The sequence below is a fragment of the Micromonospora chokoriensis genome, assembly GCF_900091505.1.
Classification (GTDB): Bacteria; Actinomycetota; Actinomycetes; order Mycobacteriales; family Micromonosporaceae; genus Micromonospora; species Micromonospora chokoriensis.
Genome location: NZ_LT607409.1, coordinates 2,165,292 through 2,183,660 on the forward strand (window position 1 = coordinate 2,165,292; position 18,369 = coordinate 2,183,660).

Here is an 18,369-nt window from a genome sequence, read left to right on the forward strand (position 1 = left end):
GACCGGCACACAGTTTCGCAGCCGACCGCCGATCGGTCGAGAGCGCCACTCCACGAGCCCGACGGACAGGAACGACGCCGGATCCGCCCGCACCCGTGCGTGCCCTCGGTCGTCCGCCCGTTCGTCGGCTCGCGCCGTCGTCGGCACCGACGGATTGCTGCCCACTGAACGGAAGATGAATCGTCCCACCCTCCGACGGGCTTTTCCGCAACGGGGTCGTGGACCGGCGGAAGCGTCCGGCCGGCCGGACAGCGGGACCTTAAGGGTCAGCCACCCAAGGATCAGGGAAGCGCCGGGGGCGTGCCGGTGTCTGCGCCGGGCGTCCACTCCCTACCCTGGGCACCGTGACACTGATCGCGACCCAGTCGCTCACCAAGACGTACGGAGGTCGGGTCACCGCGCTCGCCGACCTCACCGTCGCCGTCGAGCCCGGGATCATCGGCCTGGTGGGCGCGAACGGCGCCGGCAAATCCACGCTGATCAAGATTCTGCTCGGCCTGATCCCACCGACCAGTGGTCAGGTGTCGGTGCTCGGCATCGACCCGACCGCGGACCCGGCGCAGGTCCGCGCCCGGGTGGGCTACATGCCCGAGCACGACTGCCTCCCACCGGACCTCTCCGCCGCCGAGTTGGTCACCCACCTCGGCCGGATGAGCGGCCTGCCCCGCACCGCCGCCCGCGAGCGGGCGTCGGAGGCGCTGCGGCACGTCGGCCTCTACGAGGAGCGCTACCGCCCGGTCGGTGGCTACTCGACCGGCATGAAGCAACGCGTCAAGCTCGCCCAGGCGCTGGTGCACGACCCCGACCTGCTGCTGCTCGACGAGCCGACCAACGGCCTGGACCCGGCCGGTCGGGACGCCATGCTGGCCCTGGTGCACCGGATCGGCACCGAGTTCGGCATCTCCGTGCTGGTCTGCTCGCACCTGCTCGGCGAGGTGGAGCGGATCTGCGACACCCTGATCGCCATCGACGGCGGGCGGCTGCTGCGCGCCGACAACATCTCCGCGATGACCTCGGCCACGGACGTGCTCGCCGTGGAGGTGAGCGAGGGCACCGAGGAACTCGCCGCCCGGCTGGCCGAGTTGAAGCTGCCGGTCGCGCGGGACGGGCGACTGCTGCTCGTACCACTCGCCGACGACGGCACCTACGACCTGATCCTCGGCGCGGTCGCCGAGCTGGACCTGCCACTGCACCGACTGGACCAGCGCCGGCACCGGGTGGCCGAACTCTTCGCCACGAGGGAGCTCACCCATGCCTGAGTCGTCTTCCGCCGCGCTGCGGTCCACGCCGACCGGCGTCATCCACGACATCGGCTACCAACGGTACGCAGGCCCGAGGCTGGGTCGGCGGCAGGTCTTCGGGGCGCTCTACGTGCACGGCCTGCGCACCACCTTCGGCTTCGGGCGCAGCGCCAAAGCCAAGATCTTCCCGTGGTTGGTGATCGGCATCGTCACCCTGGTCGCGGCGGCGCTGACCGCGATCCGTAGCCAGATCGGCGAGCCGGTCGCCACGTACGCCCAGTTCGCCGACTCGATGAGCTGGCTGGTCCTCTTCTTCGTCGCGGTGGCCGCGCCGGAACTGGTCTCGCGGGACCTGCGCAGCGGCGTCCTGCCGCTCTACTTCTCCCGGCCGCTGCCGCGTGGTGACTACGCGTTGGCCAAGCTGCTGGCCCTGGTCACGGGGCTCTGGCTGCTGCTCGGCGGCCCGCAGGTGCTGATGTTCCTGGGTGCCGCGTTCACCACCAAGCAGGGCCTGCGCGGGGTCTGGAACGAGCTGCTCGACCTGCTGCCCGGCCTGCTCTACGCGGGGCTGTGGGCGGTGGTCTTCGCCTCGGTCGGTCTGCTGATCGCGTCGCTGACCGGCAAGCGCGCCTTCGCCGCCGGTGGGGTGGTCGCCGTCTTCCTGATGACCACGCCGATCGTGGGGGTGCTGAGCATCCTGCCGTCGCGTAGCGCCAACGAGCTGGCCGGTCTCGCCTCGCCCTCCACCCTGGTGCAGGGAGTGGGCATCTGGTCGCTCGGCGACCTGCTGGTGGAGGACGGTCAGGAGGGCATCGGGGTCGGCGGCTTCGGTCCGGTCTACGCCCTGGCCGCGGTGCTGCTGGTCGCCGGTGCCACCGCCCTCCTGCTGGCCCGCTACCGGAAGGTTGCCTCCTGATGAGCACGCTGAGCCTGACCGGGGTGTCCCGGTGGTACGGCAACGTGGTCGCGGTCAACGACATCAGCATGGCCCTGGGGCCGGGCGTGACCGGGCTGCTCGGCCCGAACGGCGCCGGCAAGACCACGCTGCTGCACATGATGGCCGGGTTCCTCGCCCCGTCGCGCGGCACCGTCACGCTCGACGACGAGCCGACCTGGCGCAACCCCGACGTCTACCGGCGGTTGGGGCTGGTCAGCGAACGGGAGGCGGTGCAGAGCTACCTCACCGCGCACGAGTTCGTGCTGGCCAGCGCGAAGCTGCACCGGCTGGCCGATCCCGCGGCGGCTGCCCGGCGGGCGATCGAGCTGGTCGAGCTGGAGTCGGCGCAGGACCGGCGGATCGGCACGTACTCCAAGGGCATGCGGCAGCGGGCCCGGGTGGCCGCCGCGCTGGTGCACGAACCGCAGGTGCTGCTGCTCGACGAGCCGTTCAACGGGATGGACCCGCGGCAGCGGCTGCACATGATGGACCTGCTGCACAAACTGGGCGACTCCGGTCGGACGATCCTGTTCAGTTCGCACATCCTGGAGGAGGTCGAGCAGGTCTCCGGGACGGTGCAGGTGATGGTGGCCGGCCGGTTGGCCGCCTCCGGCGACTTCCGGACCATCCGACGGCTGATGACCAACCGTCCACACGTCTTCGCGGTGCGCTCCACCGACGACCGGGCGCTGGCCGTCGCGCTGATCGCCGAGTCGTCGGTCACCGGGGTCGAGCTGGAACCCACCGGTCTGACCGTGCGCGCCGGTGACTACGGCGCCTTCACCCGGGCGCTACCCCGGATCGCGCTCGACCACGGCATCCGGGTGCGCCAACTGGTGCCGTCCGACGAGTCCCTGGAAAGCGTCTTCTCCTACCTCGTGGAGGCCTGACCGGTGAGTGCGAGGAGTGAACGAGCGCAGCGAGTGAGCCCCGCAGTCACGAACGAAGGAAGATGACATGTCCACGATTACCTGGATCACCGCCCGTGGGCTGTTCGGCCGCCGCCGGTTCCTGCTGCTGCTCCCGCTGCCGTTGGTCCTGCTCGGGCTGGCCGTGCTGTGCCGGTCCCTGGGCGTCGACCCCCGCCAGTGGGGGCCTCCGGTGCTGGTCGGCCTCGGGTTGGCAGTGGTGCTGCCGGTGGTCGCGCTGATCATCGGCACCGGCGTGCTGGGTGCCGAGATCGACGACGGCACCGTGGTGCACATCCTGACCAAACCGCTTCCGCGGTGGCAGATCGTGCTGCCGAAGCTCGCGGTGGCCGCCGGGATCACCGCCGTCACCGTCGCGGTGCCGCTCTACGTCGCGGGCGTGCTGGCCGCCTCGGTACGCCTCGGACTGGCGTTGGCGGTCGCGGCGGCGCTCGGCGCGCTGGCGTACTCGGCGTTCTTCCTCGCGCTCAGCCTGGTGACCCGGCGGCCGGTGCTGCTCGGCCTGGTCTACGTGTTGATCTGGGAGGGCCTGCTGGGCAACTTCGTCAGCGGCACCAAGGTGCTCTCCATCCAGCAGTACGTGATCGCGCTCGCCGACCGGATCGCCCCCAGCGGGCTGCTGGAGACCAGCGTGTCGGTGCCGGTGGCGTCGGTGATGACCGCGCTGGTGAGCGTCGGCTTCACGGTGCTGGCCATCGACCGTCTGCGCTCGTTCAGCGTGGCCGGCGAGACGAGCTGACACCGGTGCGAAACGCCGTTCCGGTCAGCCCCCGCCCGGCGGTAGGGCTGGCCGGATGGACCGGGCGGGCCACTCCGGGCCAGGCTGTCGGGTGTGAGCGTCGAAGCGGAGCAGACGTCGTTGACTGAGCCGTACTCCCGGAGCAGCCGTGCGTGGCTGACCAGCCTGGCCGTCGCCGGGTTGGCCTGTGCCACGGTCGCCACGGCGGCCCAGGGCAGCGGCCAGTTCCACTGGTGGGCCGTGTTCATCCTGATCCCGGCCGCGTTGATCGCGGCCGGCGGCGGGCCGTTGCTCGCCCGGGGCGGCGGCCGGGCCTTCGCCGGGTATTTGCTCGCCTGCGTCGGCGCGATCGTCTTCGCGGTCGGCGCGCTGCTCATGTTCGGCGTGATGGGCCGGGGTTGGCCGTTGCTGATCGTGCTGCCCTGCCTGGCGGTCGCCGGCACGTACGGGTGGCGGGCGGCACACCCCCTGGTCCGTGGTCTGCACCGGGCGGTGGCCCTGCTCGCGCTGACCGGCGCGCTGCTCGGCCTGACCCTGCAACTGATCCGGGTGGACCTGATCCACCTCAGGACCGGCTGGTGGGGTGCGTTCCTGATGCTGGCCGGTGCCATCGTCCTCGGCAACGCGGGCGAGCTGACCCGGCACCGGATGCCGTACCGCCTCCAGGCGATCACCCTGCTGGTCGGGCCCTCGGTGGTCGCGTTCCTGCTCGGGCTGCGCTTCCTGCGCGGCTGGTGACCACACGTCCGCCGCCGCGCGAGGGGGGCGGCGGCGGACGTGTGGTCAGAAGGCGCAGGCGATGACCAGCTCCGGAGTGCGGTCGGGAAGCAGGTCGAGCTTGGCGATCCGACCGGCCGACCGCAGGTCGACGGCGACCAGTGTGAGTTGCTCCAGGAGCGCCGCCGGGCCCAGCGCCTCGGCCAGCGGCACCTCCGCCTTCATCGACAGCTTCCGCTCCGACTTGGCCCGCCGGACCTGGCTCAACGCGTCGCCGGCGAGCCGCAGCAGCGCCGGCTCACCCGACCCCTCGATCGTCCGTTCCACCTCGTACGTGGTCGGCCACGGCGCGCGGTGCACCGAGCCGTACCGCCACCACGACCAGATCTCCTCGGTCACGTACGGCAGCACCGGGGCGAACAGTCGGAGCTGCACCGAGAGCGCCGACGCGAGCGCCGCCCGTGCTGAGTCGGCTGCCGCGTCGGTGCCGTACGCGCGTTCCTTGACCAGCTCGATGTAGTCGTCGCAGAACCGCCAGAAGAACGCCTCGGTCGCCTGCAACGCGGCCGTGTGGTCGTACGAGTCGAAGGCGGTGCTCGCGACGCTGACCACGCTGGCCAGTTCGGCGAGCATGGCCCGGTCCAGTGGAGTCGTCGCCGGAGCGCGCAGCGCTTCCGCCGCGCCCAGCCCGAGCGCGAACTTGGAGGCGTTGAGCAGCTTGGTGGCCAACCGCCGACCGATCTTGATCTGCGCGGGGTCGAAGGCCAGGTCGGTGCCGGGTTTGCCGCTGGCCGCCCAGTAGCGCACCGCGTCCGAGCCGTGCTGCTCCAACAGGGCTAGGGGGGTGACCACGTTGCCCTTGGACTTGGCCATTTTCTTCCGGTCCGGGTCGAGGATCCATCCCGAGAGCACGGTGTCCCGCCAGGGGAGCACCCCGTGCTCGAAGTGCGAGCGGACCACTGTGTCGAACAGCCAGGTCCGGATGATCTCCTGCCCCTGGGGCCGCAGGTCCATCGGGAAGATCTGGGCGAACAGGTCCGGGTCGGTCTCCCAACCACCGACGATCTGCGGGGTCAACGACGACGTGGCCCAGGTGTCCAGCACGTCCGGATCACCGATGAAGCCGCCCGGATAACCGCGCTGGGATTCGTCGTAGCCGGGCGCCGGGTCGCTGGACGGGTCGACCGGCAGCGCGGACTCGTCCGGCGTGAGAGGGTGGGACCAGTCCGGCTCGCCAGCGTCGTCGAGCCGGTACCAGACCGGCACCGGCACGCCGAAGAATCGCTGCCTGCTGACCAGCCAGTCACCGGTCAGGCCGCCCACCCAGTTGTCGTAGCGGTGCCTCATGTGCGCCGGCACCCAGTGCAGCTCACCGCCCCGGGCCAGCAGCGTCGCCCGCAGCTCGGCGTCCCGGCCACCGTTGCGCAGATACCACTGGCGGGTCGAGACGATCTCCAGTGGCCGGTCGCCCCGCTCGTAGAACTTCACCGGGTGCGTGATCTGGCGCGGCTCACCGATCAGGGCACCCGCGTCGGCCAGCAGGCCGACGATCTCCCGTCGGGCGCCGTTGACGGTCTGCCCGGCCAGCGCCGCGTACGGCTGCGCCGGCACCCCGTCCGGCGGCTCGGGGAGCAGTCGCCCGTCCCGCCCGATCACCACCCGCGTGGCCAACCCCAGCTCACGCCACCAGGTCACGTCGGTCAGATCGCCGAACGTGCAGACCATCGCCACGCCGGTGCCCTTGGCGGGGTCGGCGAGCGGGTGGGCGTGCACCGGCACCTCGACGTCGAACAACGGGCTGCGGGCGGTGCCGCCCACCAGGTCGGCATACCGCTCGTCGTCGGGGTGGCAGACCAGCGCCACGCAGGCCGGCAGCAGCTCGGGACGGGTGGTGTCGATGAGCACCTCACGCCCGCCGGGGGCGATGAACCGCAGCCGGTGGTAGGCGCCGGGGCGCTCCCGGTCCTCCAACTCGGCCTGGGCGACAGCGGTGGCGAAGCCGACGTCCCACAGCGTCGGCGCGTCCGCCTGGTACGCCTCACCACGGCGCACGTTGCGCACGAATGCCCGCTGGCTGGTGGCCCGGGCGATCCGGCCGATCGTCGTGTACGTCAACGACCAGTCCACGGAGAGCCCCAGCCGCCGCCACAGCGCCTCGAAGGCCTGCTCGTCGGTGACCGTCAGCCGCTCGCACAGCTCGATGAAGTTGCGCCGGGAGATCGGGGTGGGGTTTCGGCGGGCCGCGTCGCCCACCGGGGCCGCCGGTGGCCGCCACACGGGGTCGTACGCCAACGCCGGGTCGCACCGCACCCCGTACACGTTCTGCACGCGACGCTCGGTGGGCAGACCGTTGTCGTCCCAGCCCATCGGGTAGAAGACGGCCTTGCCGCGCATCCGCTGGTAGCGCGCCACGGTGTCGGTGTGCGTGTACGAGAAGACGTGCCCCATGTGCAACTCGCCCGATACGGTCGGCGGAGGGGTGTCGATGGAGTACACGTCGCCCCGCTGCTTGGAGCGGTCGAACGCGTACGTGCCCTCCTCCTGCCAGCGGCGTGCCCAGCTCTCCTCGAGCCCGTCCAGGGTCGGACGCTCGGGAACGCCGGCGCGGGCTGTCCTCGCCGTATCGGTCATCCTGAGATGGTAGGCACCACCAGGGGTTCGGACCACGCAGTTACGCATCGCCGGGTCAGATCAGCGAGTCGCGCCACTGCCGGTGCAGGGCCGCGTACCGGCCGTCGGCCTCGGCCAGCTCGGCGGGTGGGCCGTCCTCGACGACGGTGCCGCCGTCGAGGACGAGCACCCGGTCGGCGGTCTCCACGGTGGAGAGTCGGTGCGCGATCACCAGGGCGGTACGGTCGCGCAGGATGGTGCCGAGCGCCCGCTGCACCAGCCGCTCGGTCGGCACGTCCAGCGACGACGTCGCCTCGTCCAGGATCAGCACCGTCGGGTCGGCCAGGAACGCCCGCGCGAACGCGACGAGCTGCCGCTGCCCGGCGGAGAGCCGACCGCCGCGCCGGTGCACCTGGGTGGCGTACCCCTCGGGTAGCGCGGCGATGAAGTCGTGCGCGCCGATCGCCCGCGCGGCGGCCTGGACCTCGGTGTCGTCGGCGCCCGGGCGGCCGAACCGGATGTTGTCCGCGACGGTCCCGCTGAACAGGTGGTTCTCCTGCGTCACCAGCACCACGGCCCGGCGCAGGTCGGTGTCGGTCACCTCGCGCAGGTCCACCCCGTCGAGTCGGACCGTGCCGGTGTCCGGGTCGTGGAAGCGGGCCACCAGCTTGGCGATCGTCGACTTTCCCGCGCCGGTCGGGCCGATCAGCGCCACGGTCTGCCCGGCCGACACGGTCAGCTCCAACCCGCCGAGGATCGGGGTGTCCGCCCGGTAGCCGAAGGAGACCGCCCGGAAGGTCACCTCGCCGCGTCCGGGTCCGGTCGGCAACGGGGTGGGCCGGGTCGGTTCGGCGACGGCCGGCCGCTCGTCGAGCACCCCGGCCAGTTTCTCCAGCGCGGCGGTGGCCGACTGGAGCGAGTTGTAGAACTGGCTGAGCTCCTGCATCGGCTCGAAGAAGCGGCGCAGGTAGAGCAGGAACGCGGCGAGCACACCGATCTCGGTCTGCCCGCCGAGCACCCGCCAGCCGCCGTAGCAGAGCACCACGGCGACGGTGACGTTGCCGATCAGTTTGATCGCGGGCGAGTACGTGGCGATCAGTCGGAACGCGTGCAGGCTGGTGCGCCGGTAGTCGTCGCCCAGCGCCACGAAGATCCGTTGGTTGCGCGGTTCCCGGCGGAACGCCTGCACCGCCCGGATGCCCCGCATCGACTCCACGAAGTGCACGATGACCAGCGCGACAGCGTCCCGGGTCCGTCGGTACGCGCTGGCCGACGACCGGGCGAACCAGCGGGAGAGCCAGAACAGGAACGGGAAGGCGAACAGCGTCACGGCGGCCAGTGGCAGGTCCAGCCAGAGCAGGATGGCGGCCACCGACAGGATCGACAGCCCGGCCAGCACGAGGCTGTCGATGCCACCGTCGACCAGCTCGGCGATGGAGTCCAGGTCGCTGGTGAGCCGGGAGACCATCCGGCCCGAGGTGTACCGCTCGTGGAAGCCCACCGACAGCCGGAGGAAGTGCCCGAACACCCGCTGTCGGAGGTCCAGCAGGACGGCCTGGCCGATCCGCGAGGAGAGGGTGAGGAAGCCCCGGCGGGCCGCGTACTCCGTCACCGAGGCCACCGCGAACGCCCCGGCGACGGCGATCAGTGGGCCGGGGTCGCCGCCGCGCAGCGGCGTGATGGCCCGGTCGATGCCGATCATGACCAGGTACGGGCCGGCCATCGAAGCGGCGTTCTGGATCAGCAACAGGCCGACGGCGGCGGTGAGTCGCCTGCGGTGTGGGCGGATCAGGTCGGCCAGCAGGGCCCGGCTCAGCCCGCGCAGTCGGGCCACCGCCTCGGGTGCCGTGTCCTCGGCGCGACTCCGGTCGGCCTCCGGGTCGGTGGCGGTGCCGCGCCAGCGGGTCAGCTCCGGCTCCTCCTCCGGTGGGGGGTCGGCCTGCGTCGGCACTGTCACGAGTGCACCAACCCCCAACCGTCGGAAGCGGACGGGCTGGACCCGGCGGCGCCGGAGGGCGGTGGCTGCCCGGCGGGCGGCTCGGCGGCGAGCAGCGCCCGGTACGCGGGCACGCTGGCGAGCAGGTCGGAGTGCCGCCCGGTCGCCGTGATCCGCCCGTCCTCGAGCAGGGCGACCCGGTCGGCCAGCGCGATGGTCGACGGCCGGTGCACCACCAGCAGCGCGGTGGTGTCCCGCAGGACCCGGCGTAGCGCCGCCTCGACCAGCGCTTCGGTGTGCACGTCGAGCGCGGACAACGGATCGTCCAACACCAGCAGCGCCGGCCGGCCGAGCACCGCCCGCGCCAACGCGAGCCGTTGCCGTTGCCCGCCGGAGAGGGACAGCCCCTGCTCGCCCACGCGGGTCGCCAACCCCCACGGCAGGTCGTACGCGAAGTCGGCCTGGGCCAGCGCCAGGGCTGCCCGGACGTCGTGGTCGCCGGCGTCCGGGTGACCCAGGGTGAGGTTCTCCCGGACCGACATGGAGAACAGCGTGGGCTCCTCGAACGCGACCCCGACGAGCCGGCGGAGCGACGCCAGCCGAAGCTCGCGCAGGTCGTGCCCGTCCACTGTGATCCGGCCGGCGGTGACGTCGTGCAGCCGGGGGACCAGCGACAGCAGCGTGCTCTTGCCGGAGCCGGTGGCACCGACCAGGGCCAGCGTCTCGCCCGGCTCGATGGTCAGGTCGATCTCGCGCAGCACCGGCGCGGTGGCGCCCGGATAGCTGAACGCGACCCGTTCGAAGCGGAGCTGACCGTGGACCGCGTCGCGGGGCAGCGCGAGCGCGCCGGGGCGGTCCACGATCCGGGGTGGGGTGTCCAGCACCTCCTGGATCCGGTCGGCGGCGGTGGCGGCCTCCTGGCCGTTGGCGATGATCCATCCCAGCGACTGCACCGGCCAGATGAGCATCAGTTGGAGGCTGACGAACGCGACCAGTTCGCCGATGGTGAGCACGCCCTCCGCGGCGGCGGCCGCCCCGGCCACCAGCACCACGCCCAGCGTCACGTTGGGCACCAGGTCGAGCAGCGCCGAGGTGTTGGCCAGCAGCCGTCCCTTGCCGACGCCGGTGTCGTGCAACCGCCGGGCGGCGCCGGCGAAGCGGGCGGCCAGTTCGGGCCCCCGGCCGTACGCCTTCATGGTGCGCAGACCCTGCGCGGTCTCCTCGACCAGGGTCGCCACGTCGCCCTGCTGGTCCTGCATCCGTCGGGACGCGGCGTGGTAGTGCCGCCCGAACCGGCGGCTGATCAGCAGCAGCGGCACCGCGCTGGCCGCCACCAGCGCCCCCAGCGCCGGGTGCAGCCTGATCAGCAGCACCACCACGACCACGTAGGTGGTCAGGTTGAGCACCAGGAAGAACACGCCGAAGGAGAGGAACCGGCGGATCACCGAGAGGTCGCTGGTGATCCGGGAGAGTAGCTGACCGGACTGCCAGCGGTCGTGGAAACTCGTCGGCAACCGTTGCAGGTGGGCGTAGACGTCGGCGCGCAGCGCCGCCTCCATGCCGACGGCCGAGGAGGACTGCACCCACCGGCGGATGAAGATGAGCACCGCCTCGACCACGCCGAGCAGCAGTGCCAGAGCACCGAGTTGGAGCAACCCGCCGGGTTCGTGCCGGGCCACCGGGCCGTCCACCACCCGCTGCACGACCAGCGGTACGGCGATCCCGGCCGCCGTGCCGGCGAGCCCGGCGAGGAGCAACCAGGCGAACTCGGCCGCGTACGGGCGCAGGTAGGGGCGCAGCCGCCAGAGGTTGTGCACGGGGTTGGCGCCGGCAGCGACCCGCGCGGCCGGGTCGCCGTCGCTCTCCACAGGCACTACCAGACGGTAGCGTCTAACAGGTGTCGATGCCTCTGTCAGCTTGCTGTCAAGCGCCGCTCATGACCGAGAAGCCACGTCTTGACGTCCAGCCCCCAGCGGTAGCCACCGAGCGACCCGTCGGTGCGGAGCACCCGGTGGCAGGGCACGAACAGCGCGACGGCGTTGCGGGCGCAGGCCGCCGCGGCGGCTCGCACCGCCGGTGGCCGGCCGGCCAGCGCCGCGTACCCGGTGTAGGTGACCGGGGTGCCGGGCGGCACCGCACGCAGCACCTGCCAGGCGTGCGCCATGAACTCCCCGCCGGTGACCTGACGGACCGGCACCGCGTCGATCGCGGCGAGGTCGCCGTCCAGGTAGGACGTCACGGCGGCGCTCACCGGGCCGAGGTCGCCCCGCTGGCGCAGCGGCGCTCGCAGGGTCGGGTGGACCAGGGGCAGCAGCGCCGCGGGGTCACTGGTGAAGCCGGCGGCCCGTACGTCGCCGTCCGGGCCGACGAGGATGCTCAACGGGCCGGTCGGTGTGGTCAGGACGGTGCTGTCGATGCTCATGCGGCTCTCCAGAGTCTGATCGTGGCGTAGGACCGCCAGGGACGCCACCGCTCGGCGTACCCGTCGAGGGTCTTCGGGGTGTCGGGCAGGCCGAGCGCGGCGGCGCCGCGTCGGACCGCGAGGTCGGTGCTGAGTAGGATGTCCGGGTCGCCGAGGGCGCGCATGGCCAGGTAGTTGGCGGTCCACGGGCCGATGCCGGGCAGCGCGAGCAGCCGCCGCACGGCCTCCTCGCGATCCACCCCAGGAGCAAGGTCCAGATCCCCACCCACGACGGCCCGAGCCACTCCCCGCAGGGTCTCCCGCCGCGCCGAAGGCATCCCGAACCGCGAGTCCGGCAGACCCAGAAGTTCCTCCGCGCTCAAAAACCCCCGCAGCACCCCCACCCCCACCCCCACCCCCGCCGAACCCGGTTGATCATGAGGTTGGCCTGGACTTCGATCTCCGTCGACCCCGGCAACCTCATGATCAACCGGGTGGGTCAGAAGGAGGCGGGTGAGGGTTTTCCTTGCCGCACTCACCGAGACCTGTTGGCCGACGACGGCGCGCACTGCCATCTCGAAGCCGTCCACCGCACGGGGGAGTCGGACCCCGGGTTCGGTGGCGACCGCCCGCGCCAGCGCCGGGTCCGCCGCCAGGGTGGCGTCGATCGCCGCCGGGTCCGCGTCCAGGTCGAGCAGCCGACGGCACCGGGCCACCGCGGGCGCCAGGTCGCGCAGGTCGGTCAGCCGCAGCGTCGCCGCCACGTGCCCGTTTGCCGGGGTCAGCGCCACCTCGCCGGTGCCGTGCGGCAACCGCAGACCCCTGCGGTACGTCCCGTCGCGGACCTCGTCCACCCCGGGCAACGCCCGCACCGCGAGGAAGTCCAGCAGCGCCCGGGCGTGCAACGGCGGGCGGTACGCCAACCGCAGGGTGATGGTCCCCGCCCCGGTCGCCGCCGGCTGGCGACCACGGGCCGTCCGCAGGTCCGACGGCGCGCTCGCGTACACCTCGCGGAGCGTGTCGTTGAACTGCCGCACGCTGCCGAAGCCCGCGGCGAACGCGATCTCGGCCATCCCGAGGTCGGTCGTCTCGATCAGGATCCGGGCGGTCTGCGCCCGTTGCGCCCGGGCCAGAGCGAGCGGGCCGGCGCCCATCTCGGCGCTCAGCATCCGGTGCAGGTGCCGCTCGGTGTAGCCGAGGCGCGAGGCCAGCCCCGGTACGCCGGCGCGGTCGACCACCCCGTCGGCGATCAGCCGCATCGCTCGGCCGACCACGTCCGCGCGGATGTCCCACTGGGGTGAGCCGGGAGCGGCGTCCGGCCGGCAGCGGCGGCAGGCGCGCAACCCGGCGCCCTGCGCGGCCGCGGCCGACGGGAAGAACCGGACGTTCTGCCGCTTGGGCGTGATCGCGGGGCAGGACGGTCGGCAGTAGATGCCGGTGGACGTCACGCCGGTGTAGAACCAGCCGTCGAACCGCTGGTCACGGCTGTCCACGGCCCGGTAACACCGCTCGAAGTCCATCTCCATGTCCCCGATGATGCCCCGCCCGGCGGACCAGCGGCTGGCGGGAATCGGACCTGGGCGTGCCGGTGGCCAGGGCCGCCGTCAACGGGGGCGACGACGGCGCCGATGCGGCTGGCCGGATCCGGCGGGCTGGGCGGAGCGGGTCGGCCGGGCGGCGCGTTGCGGTTGGCCGGTCAGCAGGGCCGGGCGGAACACGCCGTCCGGGTCGTACCGCTTCCACAGCCGCCGCACCCGGGCTCCGGTCTCGCCCGGGTAGATCCGGGCGAACGCGTCCGGGCCGGGCCGACTCTCGAAGTTGACGTACGCCCCGTCGGCGCGCGCGCCGACCGCCCGCCAGGCGGCGTCCAACGCCCCCGCGCCCTGCGGAGGGAACACCGAGGCGACCACCATCGTGTGCTGGTGGCGATGGGGGTACGCGGTCGCGTCGGGAGCGACGTCGTTGATCGCCCCGCCCAACGAGCGGAGCTGGACCACCGCCCGACCCGGCTCGGTCACCGCGCGCATCACGGCACGAGCACCGGCGTCGTCCAGGTCGCGGAACAGACCGTTGGTGGTCGTACCGCGCTGCTGCCCGACGTTCGGGTGCAGGTGCGCGGTCGGGACCAGGGCCGGGTAGGGCAGCAGGTCGGTCCGGTGTTCGAGCACCCTGCCGATGGCGAGCAGCGGCTCCACCGCGGGTCGGGCCCGGCGCAGGCTCTCGGCGGCCACCACGGCGGTGATGGACATGAGTGCCGAGCGGCCCTCGGCGTACACCACGGCCGCTGCGGACAGCTCCCGTGGAGCCTGCGTGAGGTAACTGGTCCACTCGCTGACCGTGCGCCCGTCCGGCCGCGCCTCGACGACCACCTGCGCCACGCCGACGTTGCGCTGCTCCGCGGCCTCGATCTCGAAGGCCACCACGATCCCCGCGCCCGCTCCCGCGCCCCGGACCAGCCAGAACAGCTCCGGCTCGTGGTCGGCGTCCGCGCGTACCAGCGTCCCGTCGGCGAGGACCACCTCGACCGCCCGGACGCGGTCGACGGTGAGGCCGTGCGCGCGGACCAACCAGCCCACACCTCCGCCGGTGGCCAGGCCGCCGACGCCGACACCGCCGTGGTCGCCCGAGCTGACCACCAGGCCGTACGGGGCCAGTGTCTTCGCCACGTTCGCCCAGCGGGCGCCCGCCTCGATCCGGACCAGCCCGGCCCGCTCGTCGAGCACCTGCACCCGGTTGAGCATGGACAGGTCGATGACCACCCCGCCGTTGTTGGAGGAGGCGCCGGAGAAGCCGTGCCCGCCGCTGCGGACGGCGATGGGCAGCCGCTGCTCCCGCGCGTAACGGAGGGCGTCGACGACCTGAGCGGTGGTCTTCGGCAGCAGGACGGCGGCCGGCGACGCCGAGGTGGTGTACGTCGAGCGCAGCTGCGCGTACCGGCGGTCGCCGGGCGTGACGATCTGTCCCCGCAGGGAGTCGGGCACCCGGGCCATCGCGGCGGTCATCGGTGCCTCCGCAGCTCGCACCTCGGCTGTCCGGGATCGGTCATGGCCCCAAGGATGAGCGGGCGCACCGGCACCGACAAATTCGGCGGACCGGTTCGTCCTGTTCGTGGCTCCCCGTGCGGGAGTGCCCGCGGGAAGGTGACAGGGGTCTCCCGCCCGGAAGTGTCGGTAGTGGCGGGTACCGTCCGGCCACCAACTCAAGAAGGGGTGCGGCGGATGGCGAGCGTGGCGGGTTGGGCGGCGGCGTCGACATCGGGTGCGTTCCCGTCGTTGCCCCGCGCTGTGGTGCAGGCCTTCTACCGGCGGATGCGGGCGGTCGCGCCGGCCGCCGTGGGCGCCATCGAACGGGACCGGGCGGCCGACCCCGACCAGGCCTTCTCCGACACCGCCTGTGGCCGGTTGGCCGGTTCCCTCGACGACGCGGGTCTGCGGGCGCTCGGGATGTGGACACACCACTGGTGCATGCGCTTCTACGACGACGACACCCGGGTCGGCCGGCGGCTGGTTCGCGAGATCGCCGGCCGGTCGGGGCTGGGCTGGACGGCCGACGAGGTGCGGTGGATGCTGCGCGAGTCGTTCTCGGCAGGTCCGGCCGCCGCCGACCGGTTCACCCTGCCCCGAGCCGCCGCAGGGCAGCTGCCCCCGGCCGACCGGCCGTCCCTCGGCTGCTGGCCCGAGGTCGAGGTGCCCCGCCAGCGGCGACCGGAGGGGTCCCGGTGACCGTCGAGCCTGCTCGGTGCGTCGGCTGAGGCAGGATGGGCACGGCAACGCCCCGACGGAAGGACGCCCCGATGCCCGCCAGCGAGCCGACCATCATCGCCACCAGCATGGGCTTCTCCCGGGGTGACCGAGGGCCCTACGACATGCGGCCCAGCCCGGTCTTCGACCTGGCTGCCGAGCTGGCCGAGGCTGGTCCGCACCCACGGGTCTGCTACCTCGGGCAGGCCGTCGGCGACCAGCCCACCTCGCTGACCGCCGTCTACAGCGCGTTCGCCGCCACCCGGTTCCGGCTGTCGCACCTCGCCCTGTTCCCCATGCCGAACGTCGAGGACGTCCGCGCCCACCTGCTCGCCCAGGACGTGATCTGGGTCGGCGGCGGCAGCGTGGCCAACCTGGTCGCCATCTGGCGGGTGCACGGGCTCGACGAGATCCTGCACGAGTGCTGGCAGGCCGGCGTGGTGCTGGCCGGTGTCTCCGCCGGCTCGATCTGCTGGCACGTCGGCGGTGCCACCGACAGCTTCGGCCCCCGGCTGCGGGGCTTCACCGAGGGCCTCGGCTGGCTGCCGTACGGCAACGGGGTGCACTACGACAGCGAGGGCCAACGCCGCCCGCTCATGCACGAGCTGGTCGGTGACGAGACGCTCCCGACCAGCCACTGCACCGACGACGGGGTCGGGCTGGTCTACCGGGGCACCCGGCTGGTCGAGGCAGTCGCGGACCGTGCGGGTGTCTCGGCGTACGAGGTCAGCCGCGGTGTGGACGGCAGCGTCCGGGAGGCGGTCATCGCCCCACGCCTGCTCGGCTGAGCGGCGGTGGTCGGGCCGAGTCGGAGCCGCGTGGGTCGGCCCGGTCGGCACCCGCGTAAGCTGGCTGGTCGTGAGTCTCTCCATCGGCATCGTCGGCCTGCCCAACGTCGGCAAGAGCACGCTTTTCAACGCGTTGACCAAGAACGACGTGCTGGCGGCGAACTACCCGTTCGCCACCATCGAGCCCAACGTCGGCGTGGTCGGGCTTCCCGACGAACGGCTGGGCAAGCTGGCCGAGATCTTCTCCTCGCAGAAGGTGCTGCCGGCCCCGGTGTCGTTCGTCGACATCGCCGGCCTGGTCCGCGGCGCGTCGAAGGGGCAGGGCCGGGGCAACGCCTTCCTGGCGAACATCCGGGACGCCTCGGCGATCTGCCAGGTCGTCCGGGCCTTCTCCGACCCGAACGTGGTGCACGTCGACGGCAAGATCTCCCCGGCCGACGACATCGAGACGATCAACACCGAGCTGATCCTCGCCGACCTGCAGACCCTGGACAAGGCGCTGCCCCGGTTGGAGAAGGAGGCCAAGCTCCGCAAGGACCGGGCCGTCGCCGTGGCCGCCGCGAAGGCCGCCATCGAGGTGCTCGACGGCGGCACCACGCTCTACTCCGGGGCCGCTGCCGCCAAGATCGAGCTGGAGCACCTGCGCGAGCTGCACCTGCTCACCACCAAGCCCTTCCTGTACGTCTTCAACGTCGACGAGGCCGAGCTGGCCAACGAGGCGTTCCTCGACGAACTGCGTGCCCTGGTCGCCCCCGCCGAGGCCGTCTTCATGGACGCCAAGATCGAATCTGAGCTGGTGGACCTGCCCGAGGAGGAGGCCCGCGAGCTGCTGGAGTCGATCGGCCAGAACGAGCCGGGCCTCAACCAGCTCGTCCGGGTCGGCTTCCGCACCCTCGGCCTCCAGACGTACCTCACGGCCGGTCCCAAGGAGGCACGCGCCTGGACCGTCCCGGTCGGCGCCACCGCGCCGGAGGCCGCGGGCGTCATCCACAGCGACTTCCAGCGCGGCTTCATCAAGGCCGAGGTGGTCTCGTACCACGACCTGGTCGAGCACGGCTCGATGGCGTCGGCCAAGGCGGCGGGCAAGGTCCGCATCGAGGGCAAGGAGTACGTCATGCAGGACGGCGACGTCGTGGAGTTCCGCTTCAACGTCTGACCCCCGGCCGGTTCCGCCGGTCAGACGTTTGACTCCTTCGCTTCGGGGCACAACCTGACGCCTCGTACCCCAGCCGTTCGGCGACCACGATGACCGACTCACTCCCACCGCCGAAGACCCGGGTGGGTCGGGCATTCACCCCGGGTCTTCGGCTGTTGACGGGGTCGCCAGATCCTGGCGGCGGCGTTGATCAGTTGGGCGAGGGCCGTCAGAGTGGGTCGAGGCGGCTCTTGAGCAGGCAGAACTCGTTGCCTTCCGGATCAGCGAGGACATGCCAGGACGCGTCCGCGGGCTGACCGATGTCGACGAGTTCGGCCCCGGCGGCCAGGAGGCGCTCCAGCTCGGCGTCCTGATCGCGGTCGGTGGGGTTGACGTCGATGTGCAGCCTCGCAGGCCCGTTCCTCGGCTCGTCGTCGCGGATGATGAAGATCGTCGGCTGCGGGCCGCCGAACCCTCCACGCGGGCCTACCTCGATGTAGATCCCCTCTTCGCGATCGAGCTCTACGAAGTCCAGAACCTCGCACCAGAACCGCGCCAACACCTCGGGGTCGCGGCACTTGAGCACGAGCTCACCGATACGGCATGCCATTGACGTGACCTACTCTCAGCATGGGAACTGCCGGGGCGGCCGGACGTGGATCTCATGGGCTCCCCGGAGTGACAACAGGCTCGCGACCATACCGGGTGAGGCGAGCGGGGCGGTGACTGGCTAGCGCAGCCCACGTTGTGGCGGCTGCTCTACTGGCGGGTAGAGGGCTGGCGGGCTGGCATCCTGTGTGGATGCGACAGGTCACCGTGCTCGGCAGTTGCGGTGCCTTTCCCGAACCGGTCCGCGCCGGTAGCGGTTTCGCCGTGGACTGGGACGGCTACCGCCTGGTGCTCGACCTCGGCTACGCCACGCTTCCGCGGCTGCTCGCGCTCTGGCCGGATGGTGCACTGGACGCTGTCGTCATCACCCACGAGAGGAGGCCGCCGTTCGGTGGGCGCTCGACGTCGCGCCCGGCCGGCGCGTGCTCGACCTTGGTGCCGGCACCGGCAAGCTGTCCGCCACACTGCTCGGGTGGGCGTCGACGTCGTCGCGGTCGAGCCCGACCCGGCGATGCTCGCCGAGCTGCGCCGCGCGTTGCCGGCCGTTCGTGCCCTGCCGGGCAGCGCCGAGGTCATCCCGCCGGCCA

The 18,369-nt window shown here is 72.3% G+C and carries 15 protein-coding genes and 1 pseudogene; 9 read left to right on the plus strand and 7 right to left on the minus strand.

From position 1 onward, the window contains the following. Nucleotides 1-344: 344 nt before the first annotated feature. The 5 genes from GA0070612_RS10230 to GA0070612_RS10250 all read left to right on the plus strand — a co-directional run bounded on the left by GA0070612_RS10230 (nt 345) and on the right by GA0070612_RS10250 (nt 4,584). Nucleotides 345-1,259, plus strand: coding sequence for an ABC transporter ATP-binding protein (locus GA0070612_RS10230; RefSeq protein ID WP_088987693.1), 915 nt, complete (start codon nt 345-347; stop codon nt 1,257-1,259). Beyond that, the gene (locus tag GA0070612_RS10235) at nt 1,252-2,157 is read left to right on the plus strand and encodes an ABC transporter permease (protein ID WP_088987694.1); all 906 of its coding nucleotides are present in this window, start codon (nt 1,252-1,254) and stop codon (nt 2,155-2,157) included. Before GA0070612_RS10230 ends, GA0070612_RS10235 begins: the two co-directional genes overlap by 8 nt. Beyond that, nucleotides 2,157-3,068: an ABC transporter ATP-binding protein gene (locus tag GA0070612_RS10240; protein WP_088987695.1), complete on the plus strand. Its 912-nt coding sequence runs from the start codon at nt 2,157-2,159 to the stop codon at nt 3,066-3,068. The genes GA0070612_RS10235 and GA0070612_RS10240 overlap by 1 nt, the downstream gene beginning before the upstream one ends. Nucleotides 3,069-3,135: 67 nt before the next feature. Further along, a complete protein-coding gene (locus GA0070612_RS10245; protein ID WP_088987696.1) occupies nt 3,136-3,846 on the plus strand; it encodes an ABC transporter permease subunit in 711 nt (236 codons plus the stop codon). 93 nt (nt 3,847-3,939) lie between these two features. Continuing rightward, on the plus strand, nt 3,940-4,584 hold the full coding sequence (locus tag GA0070612_RS10250) for a hypothetical protein (RefSeq protein ID WP_088987697.1): 645 nt from the start codon (nt 3,940-3,942) through the stop codon (nt 4,582-4,584). 45 nt (nt 4,585-4,629) lie between these two features. Here GA0070612_RS10250 and valS read toward each other — a convergent pair whose 3' ends face one another. The 6 genes from valS to GA0070612_RS10280 all read right to left on the minus strand — a co-directional run bounded on the left by valS (nt 4,630) and on the right by GA0070612_RS10280 (nt 14,512). Further along, nucleotides 4,630-7,194, minus strand: coding sequence for a valine--tRNA ligase (gene valS / locus GA0070612_RS10255; protein WP_088987698.1), 2,565 nt, complete (start codon nt 7,192-7,194; stop codon nt 4,630-4,632). Nucleotides 7,195-7,249: 55 nt separating this feature from the next. After that, a complete protein-coding gene (locus tag GA0070612_RS10260) occupies nt 7,250-9,130 on the minus strand; it encodes an ABC transporter ATP-binding protein (RefSeq protein WP_088987699.1) in 1,881 nt (626 codons plus the stop codon). After that, nucleotides 9,127-10,983: an ABC transporter ATP-binding protein gene (locus GA0070612_RS10265; protein ID WP_088987700.1), complete on the minus strand. Its 1,857-nt coding sequence runs from the start codon at nt 10,981-10,983 to the stop codon at nt 9,127-9,129. Before GA0070612_RS10265 ends, GA0070612_RS10260 begins: the two co-directional genes overlap by 4 nt. Nucleotides 10,984-11,021: 38 nt before the next feature. After that, complete coding sequence (locus tag GA0070612_RS10270) at nt 11,022-11,531, minus strand: methylated-DNA--[protein]-cysteine S-methyltransferase (RefSeq protein ID WP_088987701.1); 510 nt, start codon at nt 11,529-11,531, stop codon at nt 11,022-11,024. Continuing rightward, nucleotides 11,528-13,036 carry a DNA-3-methyladenine glycosylase 2 family protein gene (locus GA0070612_RS10275; RefSeq protein ID WP_088987702.1) on the minus strand — a complete coding sequence of 503 codons (1,509 nt, stop codon included), beginning with the start codon at nt 13,034-13,036 and terminating at the stop codon, nt 11,528-11,530. Before GA0070612_RS10275 ends, GA0070612_RS10270 begins: the two co-directional genes overlap by 4 nt. Nucleotides 13,037-13,114: 78 nt before the next feature. Then, nucleotides 13,115-14,512 carry an FAD-binding oxidoreductase gene (locus tag GA0070612_RS10280; RefSeq protein WP_088987703.1) on the minus strand — a complete coding sequence of 466 codons (1,398 nt, stop codon included), beginning with the start codon at nt 14,510-14,512 and terminating at the stop codon, nt 13,115-13,117. A gap of 216 nt (nt 14,513-14,728) precedes the next feature. On the opposite strand from GA0070612_RS10280, the gene GA0070612_RS10285 reads away from it, so the two are divergent. The 3 genes from GA0070612_RS10285 to ychF all read left to right on the plus strand — a co-directional run bounded on the left by GA0070612_RS10285 (nt 14,729) and on the right by ychF (nt 17,194). Next, complete coding sequence (locus GA0070612_RS10285; RefSeq protein WP_231924521.1) at nt 14,729-15,232, plus strand: hypothetical protein; 504 nt, start codon at nt 14,729-14,731, stop codon at nt 15,230-15,232. Nucleotides 15,233-15,303: 71 nt separating this feature from the next. Next, nucleotides 15,304-16,038: a Type 1 glutamine amidotransferase-like domain-containing protein gene (locus GA0070612_RS10290; protein ID WP_088987704.1), complete on the plus strand. Its 735-nt coding sequence runs from the start codon at nt 15,304-15,306 to the stop codon at nt 16,036-16,038. Between the two features lie 70 nt (nt 16,039-16,108). Next, the gene (ychF, locus tag GA0070612_RS10295) at nt 16,109-17,194 is read left to right on the plus strand and encodes a redox-regulated ATPase YchF (RefSeq protein WP_088987705.1); all 1,086 of its coding nucleotides are present in this window, start codon (nt 16,109-16,111) and stop codon (nt 17,192-17,194) included. Nucleotides 17,195-17,402: 208 nt separating this feature from the next. Here the strand turns inward: ychF and GA0070612_RS10300 are convergent, their stop codons facing one another. After that, entirely contained in the window at nt 17,403-17,783 is a 381-nt protein-coding gene (locus tag GA0070612_RS10300) for a VOC family protein (RefSeq protein WP_088987706.1), read from the minus strand. Between the two features lie 331 nt (nt 17,784-18,114). Here GA0070612_RS10300 and GA0070612_RS32465 point away from each other — a divergent pair. Next, nucleotides 18,115-18,362 (plus strand): annotated as a pseudogene (locus GA0070612_RS32465) (class I SAM-dependent methyltransferase); the annotation flags it as partial. Nucleotides 18,363-18,369: the final 7 nt, after the last annotated feature.